This is a genomic window from Candidatus Babeliales bacterium, assembly GCA_035455925.1.
GTDB lineage: Bacteria > Babelota > Babeliae > Babelales > Vermiphilaceae > SOIL31.
This window is the reverse complement of the sequence record DATIEE010000008.1, coordinates 16,811-36,892: the sequence shown is the minus strand read 5'-3', so window position 1 is coordinate 36,892 and position 20,082 is coordinate 16,811. Positions and strand designations below refer to the sequence as shown.

Below are 20,082 nucleotides of genomic sequence, written 5' to 3'. Positions count from 1 at the left end.
TAAAGCTATTCAAATATTGCAAGAACGTGAAAAACAAGAAAAGCAAGAAGAACAAAATCGTGAATAAATTACCTACATCAGCCTGTTATTTTTTCTTGCCATTTTTGAGCCCTTTGTCTTTAATAGTTTAAGAGTACAATTTGATCTTAACTAGTGGTCTGAATTTATGGGTTCATCATAATCTTTTATGTTTAACAGGAAATATAGAATAATGACAATACGAGATATTCAAGCACGTGAAATTTTCGATTCTCGGGCAATTCCAACAATTGAATGTGATGTGATTTTGAGTGACGGCATGATAGTGACCTCATCAGTTCCATCAGGTATTTCATGCGGTACTAATGAGGCGATTGAACTTCGTGATGGTGGTGATCGGTTGATGGGTTTAGGTGTTCGAAAAGCAGTTCGTATTGTTGAAGATATTATAGCACCTGTTTTACGTGATAGAATACCGGATGTAATTACTTTTGACCTTGAGTTACTAGAGTTAGATGATACAAATAATAAATCTCATCTTGGCGCAAATACAATGCTTGCAGTAAGTAGTGCTGTGTGTAGAGCGCAAGCTTATAAAGAGGAACTAGAGTTATATGAATTAATTGCACACCTCTCTGGCTATTCTAATGTCGCTTTACCATGTCCTATGTTTAACATGCTAGGAGGAGGCCTTCACGCAGATAATGGTGTTCAGATACAGGAATTACTTATTGTGCCAACACAAGAACTTTCATTTTATGATGCTATGGAAACAGGAGTATCTGTTTTTTATGCTTTAAAAGAAATTTTACATACCCAAGGAAAAATAACGTCTAGTGGCTATGAAGGGGAATTTGTACCTTCTTTTAAAGATCAATATGAGCCATTTGATATACTTATGGAAGCAATTGATAAATCTAACAGAGGTGATCATGTAATGATATCTCTTGATAGTGCTGCCTCTCATTTATACAATGATGCAACAGGTTTGTATACATGGTATGGAGTTGAAATGACATCACATGAATTGATAGAGTGGTATAGTTTTTTGGTTTCTCGTTATCCAATTTATTCGATTGAGGATGGGTTATCTGAAGTAGATTGGGATGGATGGAAAACAATGAAGGAAGTTATAGGATCAAAGGTTAAGTTGGTAGGCGATGATTTATTTGTTACCGATTCACAACGAATTTGGCATGGTATAGAAAATGATTGTGCAACAACAGCTTTAATTAAACCTAATCAGATCGGCACAATAACAGAAACACTACAAGCTGTTCAATTATGTAAAGATAATAATTGGGATGTTATTGTTTCTCATAGATCAGGCGAGACAAATGATTCATTTATCGCAGATCTTGCTGTTGGTGTTAGTGCCAGTCATATAAAGGCTGGAGGATGTTCTCGCGGTGAACGATTAGCAAAATATAATCGTTTATTGCGAATAGAGGAAGGCTTACTAACTTTTTAATTATGCCTGTATAAAAGGATTTGGTTCATTTTCAATTCTCTCTTTTAAATCATTCAATCGATTATCATCATTATGTGCTACAGTACCATCAGGTTTATGAGTTAATATATCAGTGCTAGCATCAATAATACGTTGTTGATTAAATGATTTTTTTAGGTATTCTTTTTTCTTAATAACTTCATTGGCAGGTAGTGTTACATCTTTTGCGGTAAATTCATCAATTGCTTTTTCTGTATCAAGTTCTTGCGTAAAGAACCATCGAGTCACCGGGTCTTTGAGTGAATCAAAAAGATTATAATGAATATCATGTTTTGCAACATTGATATAATCTTGCGTATAGTCATTAATACCTTCTCTCAAACGAGGCTCAATGATTGTAGGAGAGATAAAAACTGTTAAATTATTTTTTATTACATCGTTGCTTTTATTTTTAAAAAACCATCCCAGTATAGGAATTCTTCCAAAAAAAGGTACTTCTCTAATACTCGTAGCGCTTCTTGTTCTAATGAGTCCTCCGAGTGCAAAGATGCCGCCATTTTTTATGTTTGCATTAGTTTCAAGCTTTCTAATAGTTTGCGTATTAGAGCGATCAGAAAGAAATTCATTTATTTCGACAAGCACTTGTAGGTTAACGGTACTTGCACTACTAATACGTGGTGTAATTTTCACGGTAAGATTAGCAGAAATAGGCTTTAATTGAATGGTTGTTGCACCACCATAATAGTTACCTGCAATATCTTTTACTTTATCTGTAAGCCATCGTGTTTGACCAATAGATACCACCGCTACATTGTTGTTTCTTGCCATAACATGAGGATGAGAAAGAATTTTTGAGTTGGTAAATAATTGCAATAATTCCCAAATGCTCCACGTCTTACCATCATTATCATTAAGTGAAAGAAGCGTTGTGCCAGATTCTGCAAAAGTTGCAATATTGGCGACTCCTCCTGTAGAAGGGTTTGCGAGAGTTCCATCTGGATTGTAGGCATTACTTAATAGATCAGATTCAATCGTTGTTGTTGGTAGTGCAGGTAACTCACTTGGTATTGGTTGTCCAAGCATTGCTGATTGAAATTCTATTGAATCAGGGAGAGGAACTTTATCCGGAGTACGCATCATAGAACCTAATGTGCGTGAATCTTCTACTGTTAAATCTGCTATTAATACTTCAATAAGTACTGTTTTTTGTGGAGTATCTAATTCTTCAATTAATTTTTTAATTTGTTTCCAGTCATCATTACGAGCAGCAATAACTAAATTATTTCCACCATAATAGGTAAAACGTTCCCGTTTATCAGGATTATTGGCGTTATCTCCTCCTTCATTAATGGGGCTATCAGTATGAATGATGACCTTGTCGAAAAATCGTTCGATACCACCTTTAGATGATTCTCCTGCACTTGCTTGACTTGGACCACCAGAACCTCCACCTTGTACTATTCTTTCCAGTACTGGGGCAAGCTCTCGCGCATTAAGATATTGTAATTGATAGACATGTAATATTGATTTGCCGGTATCAGGAGCAATATCAATATATTTCTTAATAAAATCTTTTAATCTACTTATCGCTTGAGGACGACCAAGAATAATTAATTTATTTAAACGAACCTCAGGAATTATTTTGGTAAATCCAGAAAAGTAAGGTATTTCCTTTGTTTTTTTTGTATCAAGATGATAAGGATTAGTGTTACCTGATTTTATTAACTGTGTATTGATCAGTTCAGCAACAAGACTAGCTGAAGTATGTAGCAGAGGGATGATATCAACTTTTTCTTGAAAATTAACCTTATCAAGATCAATGATAATTTTCATCGCTGCTCGAATGTCATTTGCTTTTCCTATTAAAAGAATACTATTTGTTGCAGAATCTCCCTTAAAAAAAGCATTTTCTGGTAAAATATCTTTTAAAATACCATTTAATTCATTATTTGGATCATCAGAAATTTTTATGTTGGCGAGATAATAAAGATAACGAATAGACTGATCATTATTAGGTAAATCTTCAGGACTAACTCCTATGTATGTGGGCGTTGGTTCACGAGATAGTTCTTTACTGCTTTTTACTATTCTTATCATAGATTCTTGAGGAATTATTAAAAAACCAGCGACGTCTAGAAGAGTGGTAAGAATATCCCATGCTTCTGTTAATGTTATTTTGTTTTCGACATGTAACGTCACTTTTGTAGTAAGGCTATCACCTTGTGGCAAAATAACATTGAGATTTTTTAAAGCAGCTAATTGATTAATGATAGTATCAATTGGTTCATTATCATAATTAAAATTAAAATCTTTTGGCTCTTGTTTTTGTTCTACGACATCTTCTGTTAAGTCATTTATAACTTCTTCCGAGTAGAGAGATGTATACATGCAAATATTGAAAGCAATAAGTGAAAAAAATACGCTTAATTTTAATTTTTTTATCATTTTTATCTACCTTGTCCCTCAGGTGGAGGTAATTTCTATTTTGGGTAATAATGTCGAAATGGTAAGGCTTACATCAATTGTTTTCGGTTTTTTTTTAGATCTAGTTATTTCAATACGATTTGCAGCTATGCGAGAATTTTGTTCTATCTCTTGTAGTAATCCAGTAAGTTCTTTCATAGTCATATTTTCAAATTTTGCATTTAATTCGCTTTTGCGATAGTTTTCTTCAAGGTCAATTGTAGATGTTTCTTCTGCAACTTCTTTATCTTTTATAGCTAGCTTAACTAAAAGATTTTTGAAGTATCCGGCAATTTTGAAATCAACATCCTTTGCAAGCGTTTCTTCAACCATTGATCGTTGTTGTTTAACAAGAACTGCTGTTTCTAAGATAGCGAGAACTTCTTCTTCTCGGAGGGAATTTATATTTTTTATCTTTTTTTGTAAAGCGCTTATAGATTTATAATAATAAAAAATACCTAATGTAAAGAGTAATACACATACAACTAAATAACCAATAATGTAATTAAAAAATTTTTTTGAATCAGTCTTATTGATGAAAACTTTAATTGGTTCAAGAAACATCATAAAGATTCCTCATTGCTTGTTGCTAAGGTTATTTTCATAGTAAATTGTGGATTATCTTGTGGTTCAATAGCGCTAAATAATTTTGATTGTCCTAATTCGCGTTCAAGAACTTTTAACGCATCATGATCGCGTACTTCAGCTTTAAGTGTTAAAATACCGTCAAATATAGTAATCTGCTCCACAGTAAGATCAATACTTTTTTTATCAATTTTGGAAGCAAGCTCCAGTAAATATTGTAAAAAAGAGGCACGCGATTGCTGAGAAAAGGCAAACCATCGTTTTTGTTGTTCTTCTACTTCTTTTTTTGCTTCATCAATTGCATCATTTAAATTTGTTTCACTTTCTAATGACTTGAATGTTGTTGTAAGTGCTGTAAGCGCTTCTCGTTCAGATGCTTGAATTTCGGTTTTTAATTTTCTTGTTTGTAAATAATAATGAGTGCCCAATGTAGTAAATAGTCCTATTGTTAGAACTATGAGAATAATTATTTGTTTTAGCAGTAAGGAATTGTCTGTTGTTATAAATTCTTTTTGTATAAGATTATAATTTATAGTTGTAGGGAGAGATAGAGTTGCACTAGCGCTAATAACATTAATCGGTGTTATTAGCGTACTATTTTTGATTGTATATTGTGAATCTTGTTTAAGGCTTTCTATGCTGAATAGTTCACAAGAAATTTTAGTTTTTTGTTCTATAAAAGGAATAAGACCTTTAATAAGTAGAGCTCCGTTGCCAAGGAAAATAATTTTTGTCATAGGTTGATTATTAAGCAATTGTGTAGAAAAAGAGTTGAGAGTAAAATTAATAGGGTTTAACCAGTCTAAGATTGATTTTTCTATTGCAGAAGAATATTCAGGCGAATCAACCGTTTCAAGACCAAATCGTAATAAATAATCTATAATTTCTTGAGGATTTTTATTCATTTCTTGGGCAATTTGTTTTGTAAGAAGAATAATACCTTTTGGTAAGGTGCGTACAGTTTTTAGTTGTCCGTTAATTATAAGGACAATAGCAGTTGAATAACTTGTTATATTAATTAATACTGTGCCACCTAGCAATTGTGTGTAATTATTTATCTGTTTATAAAGTCCATAGAGTGAAATCATATCAACAGTCATAACGTCCGGCTTTATTCCTATGGCAGAAAAAATTTCCATATGTTGTATTAGTTGGTGTTTTTGCACCGCAGTAACAATTATTTCTGAGCTATTTTCTTCAGGAATTTCCTTGGTGATGATGAAATCAATGATAGTATCTCGCAAAGAGAAGGGGAGTAATGGTTCTATTTCAAAACCTATAATCATGCTTATCTTTTCTCGCGATGTAAATGGTAATTTAAGCTCTTTAAAGACAATGATTGAGCTTGGTAATACCGTGTGTATTTCATCGTAGTTGCCAATTTTAGAGAAAATTATTTTCAGGGTTGATGATGTTTGTTCTAAATTTTCTTCTGCTGCACCTTCTGATATTTTTTCTTCAATGATTAATTCTATGGTATTTGTAGTGCCTTGAATACGAGTTTTTGTCGCTATTATGTTTGTTTTATTAATTTCGATACCAACAACTATTTTGGAAAACAGATAATAAGATTTTACTTTTTCGGGTAAAAATATATTTTTAATAAAATTGCTCATGCATGTAGCTCCTGATCATGTAAAAAATCTGTCAGAGATAATTGTGTGCGTTTTTTATTGTGCATAGTCTCTATGAGATTATTGGATAGTGATTGATTATTATTGGTTTCTGTCTCACTCTCGGTAAGTGATGTTGTATTTGATTGTGGATCGTTTTCTTCATAATCTTTTTCAGAATCTCCTTCCTGTGTCTCCAGAGCTTGAGTTGCAGTTATAGATTCTTGTTTTTTTTGATGACGTTCAAAAATAAGTCCTTCAACAGATTGTTGTGCGCGAAGTTGTTTATCTTGAAAAAACATACGATGAATTGGATCACGATCAGAAGAAGGATATTCCATAACATCAATGGTATTTTGGTAATCTTTAATATGATCATGAGTGAATGATTTCATTTCTTCACCTTTGCTTGATTCAATGATACGCGTCGAAATAAGTACTAAAAGACTTTGTTTTACAACTGTTTTTTTCTTATTTTTAAAGAACCAACCAAGGATGGGAATGTCACCTAATATAGGTATTTTAGTTTCTATGTTTTGAACATTGTTTCTGATTAAACCACCGAGGGCAAGTACTTCTTTATTAGCAACAATAGCATTAGTAGTTATAGTTCGCGTGTTTTGAGTTGCATCGGTTTGAACGACTTGGTTAGTAAATTCGTTGATAGTAATGTTAATTGTTAGGCCAATCATACCATCAGAATTGATTTGAGGAGTAATATTTACTTCCAGTTTTGCATCATCTGCATCAAAAGCATCTTGAGGAGTTGGGCCAACAACTTGCGCTGTTATGATACGACGTTGTTCGCCTATTGCAACCGTTGCTTTGGCATTATTAGTTGCAAGTATAAATGGATTTGAAACAACTTCAGCATCGGTAATAGTCTGTAATGCCTGAAAGATACCCCACACACCAAACGCATCTCTACCAAGCGTTAATAATGATGTTCCAGGAACAGCACCAACAACAAGATTTACTAGGTTTCCAAGCAATCTTTCTGTTCCTGTTGAAGGATTTGGATTAGTTACCACAGTACTGTTTCCATAAAGCCCTGAGGTTTGAAATTTAATATTATTACCAAGTAATCCATTAGGTCCCGGTTGTTTGCTTCGTATCTGGGATCCAAGACTTTTTGTATCAACAAGATCAACAGTAAGAATAAGAACTTCGATAGCGGCTTGTGGTTGCTTTATATCAAGTTGATCAATAATTTTTTTTGCTTTGAGATAATCTTCATAGTTACCTTTTATGATAAGCCTATTTGTAGAAGGTTCAGCAATAAATGACATTGGCTGCATGTATTGGTCAACTCCTCGTACGCCACCATATTTTCCCGCTTCTGTATCCTTGCCAAAATTGGTAACGGTAGACATGATCTCTGCAATAGTTTGAGCTTCAGCATATTTTAACTGATAAGTATATAAAGGAGAATATGATTGATCTAATTCAACGTCAATATACTTTACAATAAAGTCTTCCATTTTTTTAATTGAATTTTTAGCTCCAAGGAGGATAAGTGTATTTGTTCGAGAGTCAGCAATGATACGAGTATTTTCAGGGAAATATATTGATGTAGGCTGTTTTTTTGTGAAAAATCGTGAAGTAGGTTCTTCTTTGGGTAAAAGTTCTTTATATAAATCTTGTACTTCTTTTGCATCAGCATTACGTAACTTAAGAATAGACATTGATTCTGGAATGCTAACTTTATCAAGCTCTTTGACGATTGCCATGAGTGTTTTAATGTTATAAGATTTATCAGTAAGTATGAATCCTTTATGCTCTTTTAATGCTATAAGTCCTTGCGAGCTACTACTCCTGAGAGGTCCAATAATATCAACAATAGTGTCTGTTGATGCATTTTCTAAAAAATATACGTAGCGGATTAATTCATCCGTATCAGGTAATGTTGAAGGATCAACTCCTATAAATGTTGGAAGTGGTGATTTTCGTGCAGTTTCAATAGAGGTAATACGAAATATTTTTGGATCCGCTTGAGGAATGATAGAAAAACCAGCTATATCAAGAAATGTAACAAAAAGATTCCATGTTTCGCTTTTTGAAAGAGCTTGATGTGTTTTGAATGATATTTTAATATTTTTTATTGTTTTTTTACCTTGAGGTAAAGGTGAAAGTGCATCATCAGTAATAAAAGTACATTCACAAATATCTTCTATTTGGGTGACAAAGTTATCAAGGCCAGCATTTTCAAAATTAAGTTCTATATTTTTTTCTTCATCCTCATCATAGATGAAAGGCATATGTACTGTTTTCACTAGTGGTGGAGCAGCTATAGTAGGTATTGTAGGATCAACAATAGGATGATTATATTGAACTGATTGTGCTGCTAATGGTTCTATTTTGTTTTGTAATTGAGGCATACCTACGCTGTTTGTAATAGGTTTATTTTGAAATGTTGCATTATTTTTTCCATGATTATTATATCCATCAATATTTATATTGGTGTTAATCGTTGATGGCAATGATTTTTTTATACGATAGCGTTTTCTGCTACCTGTTTTTGTGATAGATGCAATAACGATTAAAATAAAAATAACACAGGGATGAACTCTATATTTATTCATAATTTTTTACTCAATTCAACTGCTACTATGCATTAAAGAGTTGCCTTTGTCGAATATCATTTGATGATCTGCTTTTTTTATTTTATCTATAGTCGGAGTAAATGCATAATGTTGTTGTTTAGCAGTGACGTTTTTACTCGTAGAAAAAGATAAAACTGTTTCTTGTTTTTTGTCTACAATAGATTTATCTTTTTCTGCGGTTATAAAATTTTCTAAAGTATAAATAATGATGATTTCTTTATTTTTACGTACGAGTTTTACTGTTATTGTGTTTCCATTTTTTAATGAAATAATATTTTTATAGATAGCAAGACGCTCTTCTGTTGTTTGTGCAGGAATATTATTTATTGACAAAATTATATCGCCATTTTGTAGTCCCATAAGTTCACCTAATGGCGATTTTGTAAGATTTCCTATACGTAATCCGAGACTTTTTCCTTGTTGATATGCTGTGGTTGCGTTAAGAAGATCGATACATTCTGTTAAATTTTTAACTTGATCTACAAATGACTGGGGATTAATAATGTAGTTATTTTCACTTGTTTGTTTAACTACATTTTTCCATTCATGAGAAAATGAATACGCGGGATCAACTTTTGCATCTTGTTCACGCAAATAGAGAACTTCTTGTTGTCCATTGAGTCGCAAAAATATTATTTTATTTTTAAAAATACGTATTAATTGTGCATCTTGAATAAGATCACCTACTTTATAGGTTCCTTCTTGCATTGTTTTATTATCTTGAACCATTGCTCTATTTTTGGAATCATTAGAGCCAACAACAATAATTCCTTTAAGGGTTACCTGAAGTGGATCGAGAAATTCTGGCTCAATAATAGCAGGAACAATTATTTTTTGTTGGGCTGGGGGTGCTGGAAAAGGAATTATAGCTTCGAAATGTTTTACTTGAGGAATTTCTTTTGTATAGGTACCAAAAAGATCATCTTCATAAATTTTTTTAATGTTGATAGCAACCTTTAAATCTTTTCGTGGCGATATTTGTGTTGGTTCTATAGTTTCTCTTTTTGGAATTTTACTTGTTGATATATAAATAAATGCAAGGGAAATTAGGACTAAACAAAGTAGTCCAAGATTTATAATCCAAAATGGATGTTTCATGGTGAGTTCCTTGCATTATTTTCTTACTTTTTTTACAATAACGTTCTTATTTTATTCTTGTCAAGTATACCAACAGATGTTATTTATATGAAATAAGATTTTTTCTATAAAACGCTGTTATATTATGGTGTGGGAATAGTATTTATTATTTTTCTGATAATAGTATCAGCCGTTACATTGTCTGCTTCGGCTTCATAGGTTAAATGTAATCGATGTCGTAATGCAGGAAGACATATAGCTTTAACATCGTCGGGAGTTACATAATGACGTTTTGCTAAAAAAGCATGCGTTTTAGCCGCGTTATAAAGAGCAAGAGTCGCACGCGGTGATACCCCATAATTAATATATGTAGCGATATCTTGCAGCTTATACTCAGCAGGTTTTCGTGTTGCAAAAACGATGGCAACAATGTAGTTTATTATTTTTTCATCAACATAAATGGATTGTACAAGTTTTTGTGATTCCAAAATATCATTTTTGCTGAGTACCTGATTGGCTGTATGAGTATATAGTGAGCGATGTAAAATTTCTCGTTCCTCAAAAATAGTTGGATAATCAACATGAATTTTAAATAAGAAACGATCCAACTGCGCTTCAGGTAAACGGTAGGTACCTTCTTGTTCAATAGGGTTTTGTGTTGCAAAGACTAAAAAGGGTACATCAAGTTTATACGTATGTGATCCAATAGTAACTTGTTGTTCTTGCATAGCTTCGAGTAATGCAGCTTGGACTTTGGCAGGAGCACGATTGATTTCATCAGCAAGAATTAAATTTGCAAATATAGGTCCTTTTTTAGTTTCGAAATCTTGAATTTTAGGATTGAAAATTAAGGTGCCGATTAAATCTGATGGTAATAAGTCTGGCGTAAATTGAATTCTGTTAAATGATAATCCTAATGCAGATGCAACAGCTTTTATCATTGTCGTTTTTGCGACTCCCGGAACACCTTCTAAAAGAATATGCCCTTTACATAAAATTGCATTTACAATTAAATTAATTGTATTATTTTGACCAACAATAATCTTACTAATTTCTGTTGGTAGGTCATTAAATCTATTGCTTTCTAGTTTGATTTGTTCAATATTTATTTGATTTGGAATTGAGTTATTTATCATAATAATATCTTTTTTTACTAAAAAAATAATCCTGTTAACTTATTGTACAAGGTAACATTATCTTTCAATAAGTTCAATAAGGAGCATTATGATTCTTTCAGGAAATGAAATTAGACGTCGATTGGGTAAGGAGTTATTTATAGATCCATTTAGTCAGTCACAGTTGGGTCCTAATAGTTATAATTTACGTTTGCATAATGAACTTTTGATTTATAATGAACCATATCTTGATATGAAAAAAGATCATCAAATTAGTACAATTATTATGCCTGAAGATGGGTTTTTACTTGAAGCAGGAAAACTCTATTTAGGTCGTACAATTGAATATACACGAACAGATACATTAGTGCCTATGATTGAAGGTCGTTCATCAATTGGTCGATTGGGGCTATTTATTCATGTAACAGCTGGTTTTGGTGATGTTGGATTTAAAGGATATTGGACGCTTGAAATATTTTGTGTAACACCGGTAAAAATTTATCCAGGTGTTGAGATATGCCAAATCTTTTATCATACCATTGAGGGCGATTATGCAACGTATTCCAGCAATAAATATCAAAATAATCGTGGTATTCAGCCAAGTATGCTGTTCAAAGAATTTCAAAAATAGTAAGGATAAAAATGCGTAAATTACCTGTTGATATAAGTACTTTTTCTCGTATTAAAGCACTAAATTATTTGTATGTTGATAAGACAGAATATATGTACAAAATATTAACGAGTGGTCATCGCTTTTTCCTATCTCGCCCCCGTCGATTTGGCAAATCATTGCTTGTTTCTACGTTTAAGGAAATTTTGACGGCAAATAGAGTTCTTTTCGATGATTTATGGATTGGTAGCAGTGACTATAATTGGCAAGAATATGGTGTTATTAGTTTAGATTTTTCGAGACTAGAAATAGATAATGTCGAAACAATGGAAAATGGACTTAAGTATGCACTGATGCAAATTGCACGTGTATATAATATTATTTTTACCGCGTCAGACAATCAATTAGGTCTAGTGTTAGAAAATCTTGTTAATGCTCTATCGGAAAAATATGGTCATGTTGCAATATTAATTGATGAATACGATAGTCCAATATTAAAAACATTATATGATAAAGATTTAGCGCAGGTTGTACGTAATAAAATTCAGCAATTTTTTACAACCATTAAAAGCTTAGATGCACAAGTACAATTTGTTTTTATAACAGGAGTAAGTTCATTTGCAAAAGCAGGACTGTTTTCTGGTATCAATAATTTACAAGTTTTAACTCTTAATAAACAATTTTCTGGAATATGTGGTTACAGTGATAAAGAGGTTGATCATTATTTTAATGAGTATATATGTGCATGGTCAAAAGAAGAGAATATTCCTTATGATACACTGCGCCAGCAGATAAAAATATGGTATAATGGGTATCGATTTGGAGACAATGTTGTTGCTGTATATAATCCATTTTCTTTGATGAATGCACTTCATGTACAAGAGTTTAAAAACTTTTGGTTTCAATCAGGTACGCCAACTTTTTTAATTGAAGTATTAAAAAAAGAATATGCTACATTTGATCCTGAAAAATTAAAAATATCAGAAGATTCATTGGGTATTTTTGATGTTGGCGTAACACCATTACTGTCATTGATGTTTCAAGCGGGGTACTTGACAATTTCTAGCTATAATCCAAATTCACGTCTTTATACTCTTGATTATCCTAATGCAGAAGTACGTATTTCATTACAAAAATATTTACTGGAAGTATTTGCATATCTTGATCCTGTGCAAGCAGAACAGATGTCATTAGAACTGCAAGAAGCATTTGAAGATGAAAATATAGAAGATGCAGTTGAATTAATACAAAGATTATTTGCACATGTGCCGTATCAATTGCACAGCAAAGAGGAAAAATTTTATCATGCACTATTAATGATGGTGTGCATCGGTGCAGGTATCAAAACGCAATCGGAATATTCAACAAGTCATGGACGTATTGACTTAGTTCTTGAATTTCCAAAAATTATATACATTATCGAAGTTAAATTTAACCAATCAGCAGACATTGCATTAGCCCAAATTGAAGAGCGGCGCTATTATGAGCGTTTTCTTGGGCAAGAAAGACAGCTTATGCTTATCGGTTTATCATTTACACGTGAACCACATAATTTTACTGTTACCTATGCATCTAAAAAAATCAGTTAATTATTTTTTTAGATATTTATTTGCTTTCATATTGTATTTTTTATACTATTGTAGTAAGTGGTATAATTAAGTTATTTGTATTTGTAAAAATGCTAATTGAGATATGATGTATGTTAAAAAATAATCAATTATTGCAGTTGATGATGTTCATTGGTGCTTTTTCAACAAATATATTTAGTATGATGCAGTTGACCTCCAGTCAGCGCGCAGCTATAAAAAGAATGCAAAAATCGGATGTGAGCTTACAATCAAAACAGAACATTCAAAAAGATTTTGCTTCATATATGCGTTTGTTCAAGCAGAAATCACCTACACAGGAAATTTTAAAACAACATGAAAATCAATTGTTCTTATATGATGTGAATAATCCAAAAAAGGGTTTGTGGGTTGATAAAAAATTAGCTGTAGAAAATAGTGAGTTAATTAGTGAAGTAGTTGGTATGTATAAGGATCAACAGTCAAATGAAATTCCTATCGATTGCTCAATTGATAAAATTCAGCAATTTTTTAGTTTTTGTAAAACAAAAGAACCAAAAGAATTTACTTTAAAAGAATTGGTTGTTTTGGCTAACACTGCTGATTATTTAGAGGCAATTGATATTCAAAAAATTGCTTTAGCTAATATCAAAATAAATAGTGATACGATCAACAGTGAAGAAATAAAAGAATTGAATTTTGATTTGCAAATATCACTAATGAGAGCTCCAACTACTCATTGCTTGAAAGATTTGATAATCAAAAGCAATCAAAAAGATAGAATAAAAGTTTTGTGTTCTGTTGATGCATCAGTTCATTCAGCTATATTTAGTTCTGACGGCAATAAAATTGCCGCTATTCCTTTTTTTCCTGAAGGAATTTTATTTAAACCAAATTTACTAATTTGTACTAAAAATGAAGAAGTTTTTGAAATAGCTGGCTATCATGTAGGTAATTATCTCAAATGTTTTTATTCAGTAGACTTTAGTTCTGATGAAAATAAAGTTGTTTTAGCAGGAGATCCAGATAGTAACGGTTATAATGTATATGAGTATGATCTTGTGACTAAAATACAAAAACCGTTGTTTTCTATAAATGATATTTTTATGGTAAAATTTTTGTCAAAGTCAGATGATATTTACGTTGTTGTGGCAAGTGATTCGAATGTATGTTCCCTTTGTATAATTAATTTTATAACGGGAGATACTGTAATGGATCTTAGTAATGATAACATAGATAGTTATTCATTAGATTGTAGTGCGGATGGTAAAATAATTGTTGTAGGATATGAGGGAAAAGAGCACAATCTTGCGCTGTATGATATGAGTAAGGTTGACTTGAAGAATCCGCAACAATCGGATTTAAAGAAACATATACTTGCTGGTACGTCTGGTACTATTACGCTGAATACCGTTTCATCTGTGGCAATTAGTCCCGATAAAAGTAAAATTGTTTCAGGAAGTAAAGATGGTAAGCTTGTATTGTGGGACATAAGTGATTTCAATAAGATAATGAGTAAAGAACTCGCTGATCGTACATTAGCTATTAATTCAGTAAAATTTAGCCATGATAGTAAAAGTATACTTGTTGGGCTTGAGGGTAGTGAAAAAAATAATCTTGAGCTATGGTATATTGATGATTTTGATAAAATAATTTGTACAGTATTGCCCAGTATTGAAAATAATATTGTGTCCGTTGATTTTAATTTTGATGACAGTCAAATTCTTGTTGGAGGAAGAATGTCAAGCAGCTTGTATTCTTCTTTCCCTACTTTAATTTTACGCACTCTTTGGACAGATAAAGAGGCAGATGCTTTAAAAGAGTTAAAAGATTATTCTGCTGATGAGTTACAATTTATTTATGCATTATGTTTAAATAAATTTAAAGATTGGAAAGCAAAATTAAATGAAGATAATTCTGTATTTCAAGGCTTATCGCGAGATATGCAGAATGTATTACGTGATCTTGCTAAAAAAAATAGTTGATGATTTTGGTAAAGATTGCTAGGTCATGCGATACTATGATACTATTGCGGTAATTAAGTTTAGTATAAAGTACATAATAAAGGATAAAAAATGCGCAAACTGCCCATAGATATTAGTACTTTTTCTGAATTAATACAATCAAATTATCTCTATGTTGATAAAACTTAATATATTTACGGTATGATCACAAAAGGGCGTCGCTTCTTTTTATCTCGTCCTCGTCGATTTGGTAAATCATTGCTTGTTTCTACACTTAAAGAAATTTTAACCAACAACAAAAAATTGTTTGATAATTTATGGATTAGCCATAGTGATTATCAATGGCAAAAATATGGGGTTATTACTTTAGATGTTTTTGAAAAACAACCTAGTCTCGTGTTTGAAAAGTTGATTAATGCTTTGTCTGTACAATTTAGCAAAATTGCCATATTAATTGATGAATATGATAGTCCTAAAATAACTCATTAACAAACTGATCAATATGTTGCGCAGTAATGATATCACCCATAGCACGATAAAATTTTTCATCATATTCACGTGTTTGAACAACAACAGGCATTGCAATAGCATGACCAAGAAGGAGAGCTTGTTTTTTTGTATCAAGAGAAGCAAGAATGGATCGTAATGCAGAAGCACCATTTACACCGGTTAATACTGCTTGAATGTCTTTTTCATCATTTAATTGTGCGACAATTTTGGTGCCGATTTGAGATATAATTTCTGGATCAATTCCCGATGGACGTTGATCTACAACAAGTAATGAAACATAATATTTACGCATTTCACGTGCAATAACACCAAAAATTGTTTGTCGTGCTGCTTGTGGATTTAAAAATTTATGTGCTTCTTCAATGGTGATAAGTAATTTTTTTGGCTCATCTTCTTTGCGTTGTGATCCTAAAAATTTTTCAGTTTTTCCTACATATTCAAAATGTATACGCCGAGAAATAATATTAGCTATCAAAAGGTAAACAAATGTTGATGTATAGTTACCAAACTCCACAACAATATTTATTCCTTTATCAATAAATTCCATCATTTGATCAATAACGGGTTTATGTACACCTTTGTGTAATGGTTGAAAAAATGGTAAACGTTCAATGCGTTTTAATTTTCTATATAATGCAGCTATTGATTCGGGATGAGCACCAATTGATTGTGCAAATTCTTTTAAATTTTCTCCCTGATTAAGTAAAACATACAGCCATTCTTGTTTGTATTTGGCAACGATTAAGTATGCAGCTTCAATTGCTGTTGAATGAAGATTAAGTTCATCTTGCAGTGAAAGTATATCTTCAACCTGTATTGCATTATATGATAATAAAATTTCAACATCAGGGCTTCCACCACGTCTACGAGTTGAATCAGGATCTAATGAAAAAATAGCAACACGATCAGGGAATAATGTTTTAAGTCCTTTTACAAATGATTGATATTCTGATTCTTTACGTGCCTGCAAACCATATTCACTATGCATATCAAAAATCAAATTAATTGCTTTATCATTTTTAATAAGACCTGCTAAAACTAATCGTGTTAAAAACGTTTTACCCGTTCCTGTTTTTCCAAAAATACCATTACTGCGTTCAGTTAATTTTTCAAGATCAATACATACTGGCGTATCCATGTCCAAGGGACAACCAATGCTGAAATATTTTTTGCTTATATCTGCTTCATCACCAAAAATAAGTGCAACATCCTTTTTATCAGCTTCGTGTACTAGTGCAAAATGTGAAGGAATAGTTTTGACAGGTGCGGGTAAATTATTTTTAGTGAGTATGAGCATCGGTTTTAGTGTTGCTGTTGCATAAATATCTCGTTGCTTTAGTAACTCTGTTAATAATTTTTCCTCCTTAGTAGGAGGAAAGAGCAAAATATCTGGATGAGTAACTTCAAGTGTAAGGTCTGTGATAAGTGAAAAGAATGTATGATTATTACCAGTTATTGAAACGAATTTTCCTGTTTTGATATCTTCAAGAGGTGTTTCAGGAGATATACGGATAATTAAACCTTCTGTGAGTGATCCTGAGATAATATGCCCCAGAGTTTTTTTCACAACATTTTCTCTTATATCAACGTAATATCTTGACTTGTAATAACCAACACTTCTGTTCTATTTACTTCTAAAAATCCCGGGCGACTAAGATGTATTATTTTTTTTTCATCTGTTGATGATAGTACAAATAAAAAATTAAAACCAGGTATAAGTGTAGAAATCATAGGAACATGGCCAATTTTTACAATAAGCATTCCTGACGATGTATGCGCTTCGATCCATTGAACATTATATTCATGTTGAGCATGAGGGCTGATAACTACCAATTTCACTCTATACCTTTTTACTTTTGTAATAACAATGCAGATTTTTGAATCACCTCTTCCAAGGTGCCTACCATATAAAAAGCTTCCTCGGGTAAATGATCATATTCACCAGTAAGAATACTTTTAAAATCTTCAATTGCTTTTTCGCGTGATACATAACGGCCTGGCATACCGGTAGCAAATTCTGCAGTGAAAAGTGGCTGTGTTAAAAATTTTTGTATTCGTTTTGCACGCTTAACAACAGTTTTGTCTTCTTCTGCTAATTCTTCCATGCCTAAAATAGCAATCACATCTTGTAACTCTTTATAGCGCTGCAATATATTTTGAATGGTACGAGCCACTTGATAATGTGATTGACCAATAATATGCGCTTGTAATCCCTTTGAATTTGATATGAGTGGGTCAATAGCGGGATAAATACCAAGTTCTACTAATTTACGAGAAAGAACGGTACTTGCATCGAGATGCATAAATGTTGTTGCAGGCGCAGGGTCAGTAATATCATCAGCAGGAACATATACTGCTTGGATCGATGTAATTGAGCCGTCAATAGTGCTTGTAATTCGTTCTTGAAAGGCACCCATTTCAGATGCCAGCGTTGGCTGATAACCAACAGCTGAAGGCATTCTACCAAGAAGTGCGGAAACCTCTGAACCTGCTTGAACAAATCTAAAGATATTATCAATAAACAATAAAACATCTTTTTTTTCTATATCTCTGAAATATTCTGCCATTGTAAGGCCAGTAAGCCCAACACGTAATCGTGCACCAGGCATTTCGCCCATTTGACCAAAAATTAATGCTGTTTTATCAAGAACACCGGTTCGTTGCATTTCTAAAAATAACTCATTGCCTTCACGTGTACGTTCACCGATACCAGTAAACACTGATACGCCGCCATGTTCAGTTGCAATGTTTCTGATTAATTCTTGTACTAAAACTGTTTTTCCAACACCTGCGCCACCAAAAAGCCCAATTTTTGAACCTTTAATGTAAGGACACATAACATCAATGACCTTAATGCCAGTTTCTTGAATTTCGTTTTTTACTTTAAGATCAACAAATGATGGTGCAGATTTAAAAATTGGCCATCGGTCTTCACCTTCCACTGGTTCTTTTCCATCTATTGGATCGCCTAAGACATTAAAAACTCGTCCTAATACTTGTTTGCCGACAGGAACGGTAATAGGTGCTCCGGTGTCAATAACTTCTAGGCCGCGTGTAATGTTAAATATATTTTCTATTGCGATACATCGCACCGCTCCATCGCCCAGTTGTTGAGCAACTTCAATACTTGCCTTTTTATACGGTTCCCCGTTGTCTTGCGGAAAGATAATATGCAATTCATGCAGAATGTGGGGAGTTAAATCATAGGGAAATTGTACATCAACAACGGTACCTGTTATACCAAGAACGTACCCATTTTTTGTGTTTTTTACACTGACATTTTTTTCTGTATTTTCATATTGATTCATAATAATGCACCTTGTGCATAAAAAATTGTTAATCTTTTGTATTATTTACCTTAACTCATGTCTGATTTTTTGTAAAGAAAGGACCAGTTTTTGTATAAAATAAAAGTTTTTATGTCGAGAATCATGCACAGTGAATACCAGTTTTATACATCATATATATTAAAAAGGTTAAAATGGTGCCCTTTAAAGCATAATTAAAAAAGATAACAATGCGATTATGTTTCTTTACATTATGTGCTTGATACGTAAGACGATCAAAATCAGAATAAATATTTTGAGTAGGTGGATCAATAGTCAGTTTAGCGGTAAAGGTACCAACTTTTTCCTTTAAAATATTTGCAATATTTGTTTGAGCAGTGCTGTTTTTAGCATTAAACAAGCAAGGATCACAATAGCAAATTTTATTTGGATCCCCATTGGGATTATGATCAATGGTAGGATATTCTTCATTAGTTATTATATGATAAACTTCTTCATCTTTTTTAGCAGTTTTTTTAATTACCTCGTATAATACTTGCGCTTGCCGATGCCCTTCACGTCTTTGTTTTGAACTAGAATTTTTTGTATTGCTATTTGACCCAATGATAACACAGGTATTAGCTGGAATCGTACTAAAATCATTCAAAATCGGTTGTTGAATGGGTGGAAGGAAATATGGATAAAAGACAGCCTGCCAAGTATATTTTTTACTAATAATGCTTGGGTTTTCTAAAATAAAAATAGTTGGTTTTGGTAGATGAGGTATTGAGTTAAGATAATTTAACAGAGCTATTGTTTGATTTCCTGAGGCATGAATAATGTCCACATTATTTTTTGATTCTGTATTAATAACATCCGCTAATGAATTAACCATTTTTTTTTGACTAAAATCATATATATCAGGTTTAAGGATATTTTTTTTATCTACTTCAAAATCCTGTGGATAAATCTTTGATAACATACGACAATCCGCAGTTGTTTGACTAGGGCAATTCACAATTTGTATTATTCGTGCGCTTGCTGTACCTTTTTTTGTTGGATTATCACTAGCAAAAATAATACCGGCTATATGAAAAATGAATAAAAAGAAAAAAATAAACTTGTTTTTGATAAAAGACATTAGATAGACCTCATTTATAAATTATTAGATATTATACACATAATATAAAGGTATTGCCAGTTCCACTTATTGTATGCATTAATTATGTCGATTTTTTTTAAAGATTTGTCTGCAAAGACAATTTTTTTTCTGTATGGAATG

At 32.3% G+C, this 20,082-nt stretch carries 15 protein-coding genes; 5 read left to right on the top strand and 10 right to left on the bottom strand.

What is annotated here, in order from left to right; all coding sequences use genetic code 11:
- The first annotated feature begins 211 nt into the window (after positions 1–211).
- Entirely contained in the window at positions 212–1,450 is a 1,239-nt protein-coding gene (gene eno, locus VLB80_01710; GenBank protein HSC24917.1) for a phosphopyruvate hydratase, read from the top strand.
- Here the strand turns inward: eno and VLB80_01705 are convergent, their stop codons facing one another.
- From VLB80_01705 to VLB80_01680, 6 genes are all read right to left on the bottom strand, one after another.
- Positions 1,451–3,874 carry a secretin N-terminal domain-containing protein gene (locus VLB80_01705; protein ID HSC24916.1) on the bottom strand — a complete coding sequence of 808 codons (2,424 nt, stop codon included), beginning with the start codon at positions 3,872–3,874 and terminating at the stop codon, positions 1,451–1,453.
- Positions 3,875–3,892: 18 nt separating this feature from the next.
- Positions 3,893–4,459, bottom strand: a complete 567-nt coding sequence (locus VLB80_01700) for a hypothetical protein (protein HSC24915.1) — start codon at positions 4,457–4,459, stop codon at positions 3,893–3,895.
- Positions 4,456–6,093 (bottom strand): pilus assembly protein PilM, encoded by a 1,638-nt coding sequence (gene pilM, locus VLB80_01695; protein ID HSC24914.1) that lies wholly within the window; start codon positions 6,091–6,093, stop codon positions 4,456–4,458. The genes VLB80_01700 and pilM overlap by 4 nt, the downstream gene beginning before the upstream one ends.
- Complete coding sequence (locus VLB80_01690) at positions 6,090–8,672, bottom strand: hypothetical protein (protein ID HSC24913.1); 2,583 nt, start codon at positions 8,670–8,672, stop codon at positions 6,090–6,092. The genes pilM and VLB80_01690 overlap by 4 nt, the downstream gene beginning before the upstream one ends.
- A 15-nt stretch (positions 8,673–8,687) precedes the next feature.
- Positions 8,688–9,791, bottom strand: coding sequence for a hypothetical protein (locus VLB80_01685; protein HSC24912.1), 1,104 nt, complete (start codon positions 9,789–9,791; stop codon positions 8,688–8,690).
- Between the two features lie 122 nt (positions 9,792–9,913).
- The gene (locus VLB80_01680; protein HSC24911.1) at positions 9,914–10,906 is read right to left on the bottom strand and encodes a MoxR family ATPase; all 993 of its coding nucleotides are present in this window, start codon (positions 10,904–10,906) and stop codon (positions 9,914–9,916) included.
- A gap of 88 nt (positions 10,907–10,994) precedes the next feature.
- Here VLB80_01680 and dcd point away from each other — a divergent pair, with 88 nt between their 5' ends.
- The 4 genes from dcd to VLB80_01660 all read left to right on the top strand — a co-directional run bounded on the left by dcd (position 10,995) and on the right by VLB80_01660 (position 15,513).
- Complete coding sequence (dcd, locus tag VLB80_01675; GenBank protein ID HSC24910.1) at positions 10,995–11,516, top strand: dCTP deaminase; 522 nt, start codon at positions 10,995–10,997, stop codon at positions 11,514–11,516.
- A gap of 11 nt (positions 11,517–11,527) precedes the next feature.
- A complete protein-coding gene (locus VLB80_01670) occupies positions 11,528–13,084 on the top strand; it encodes an AAA family ATPase (protein ID HSC24909.1) in 1,557 nt (518 codons plus the stop codon).
- Positions 13,085–13,194: 110 nt separating this feature from the next.
- Positions 13,195–15,045: a WD40 repeat domain-containing protein gene (locus tag VLB80_01665; protein HSC24908.1), complete on the top strand. Its 1,851-nt coding sequence runs from the start codon at positions 13,195–13,197 to the stop codon at positions 15,043–15,045.
- A gap of 180 nt (positions 15,046–15,225) precedes the next feature.
- Entirely contained in the window at positions 15,226–15,513 is a 288-nt protein-coding gene (locus VLB80_01660; protein ID HSC24907.1) for an AAA family ATPase, read from the top strand.
- On the opposite strand, the gene VLB80_01655 is transcribed toward VLB80_01660, so the two are convergent.
- The 4 genes from VLB80_01655 to VLB80_01640 all read right to left on the bottom strand — a co-directional run bounded on the left by VLB80_01655 (position 15,497) and on the right by VLB80_01640 (position 19,941).
- Entirely contained in the window at positions 15,497–17,101 is a 1,605-nt protein-coding gene (locus VLB80_01655) for a DUF87 domain-containing protein (GenBank protein HSC24906.1), read from the bottom strand. The two genes, VLB80_01660 and VLB80_01655, sit on opposite strands and share 17 nt — an antisense overlap.
- 11 nt (positions 17,102–17,112) lie before the next feature.
- Positions 17,113–17,373: a hypothetical protein gene (locus VLB80_01650; GenBank protein HSC24905.1), complete on the bottom strand. Its 261-nt coding sequence runs from the start codon at positions 17,371–17,373 to the stop codon at positions 17,113–17,115.
- Positions 17,374–17,384: 11 nt separating this feature from the next.
- Positions 17,385–18,842, bottom strand: a complete 1,458-nt coding sequence (gene atpD, locus VLB80_01645; protein ID HSC24904.1) for a F0F1 ATP synthase subunit beta — start codon at positions 18,840–18,842, stop codon at positions 17,385–17,387.
- A 121-nt stretch (positions 18,843–18,963) separates the two neighbouring features.
- Positions 18,964–19,941, bottom strand: coding sequence for a hypothetical protein (locus tag VLB80_01640; GenBank protein HSC24903.1), 978 nt, complete (start codon positions 19,939–19,941; stop codon positions 18,964–18,966).
- Between the last annotated feature and the right edge of the window lie 141 nt (positions 19,942–20,082).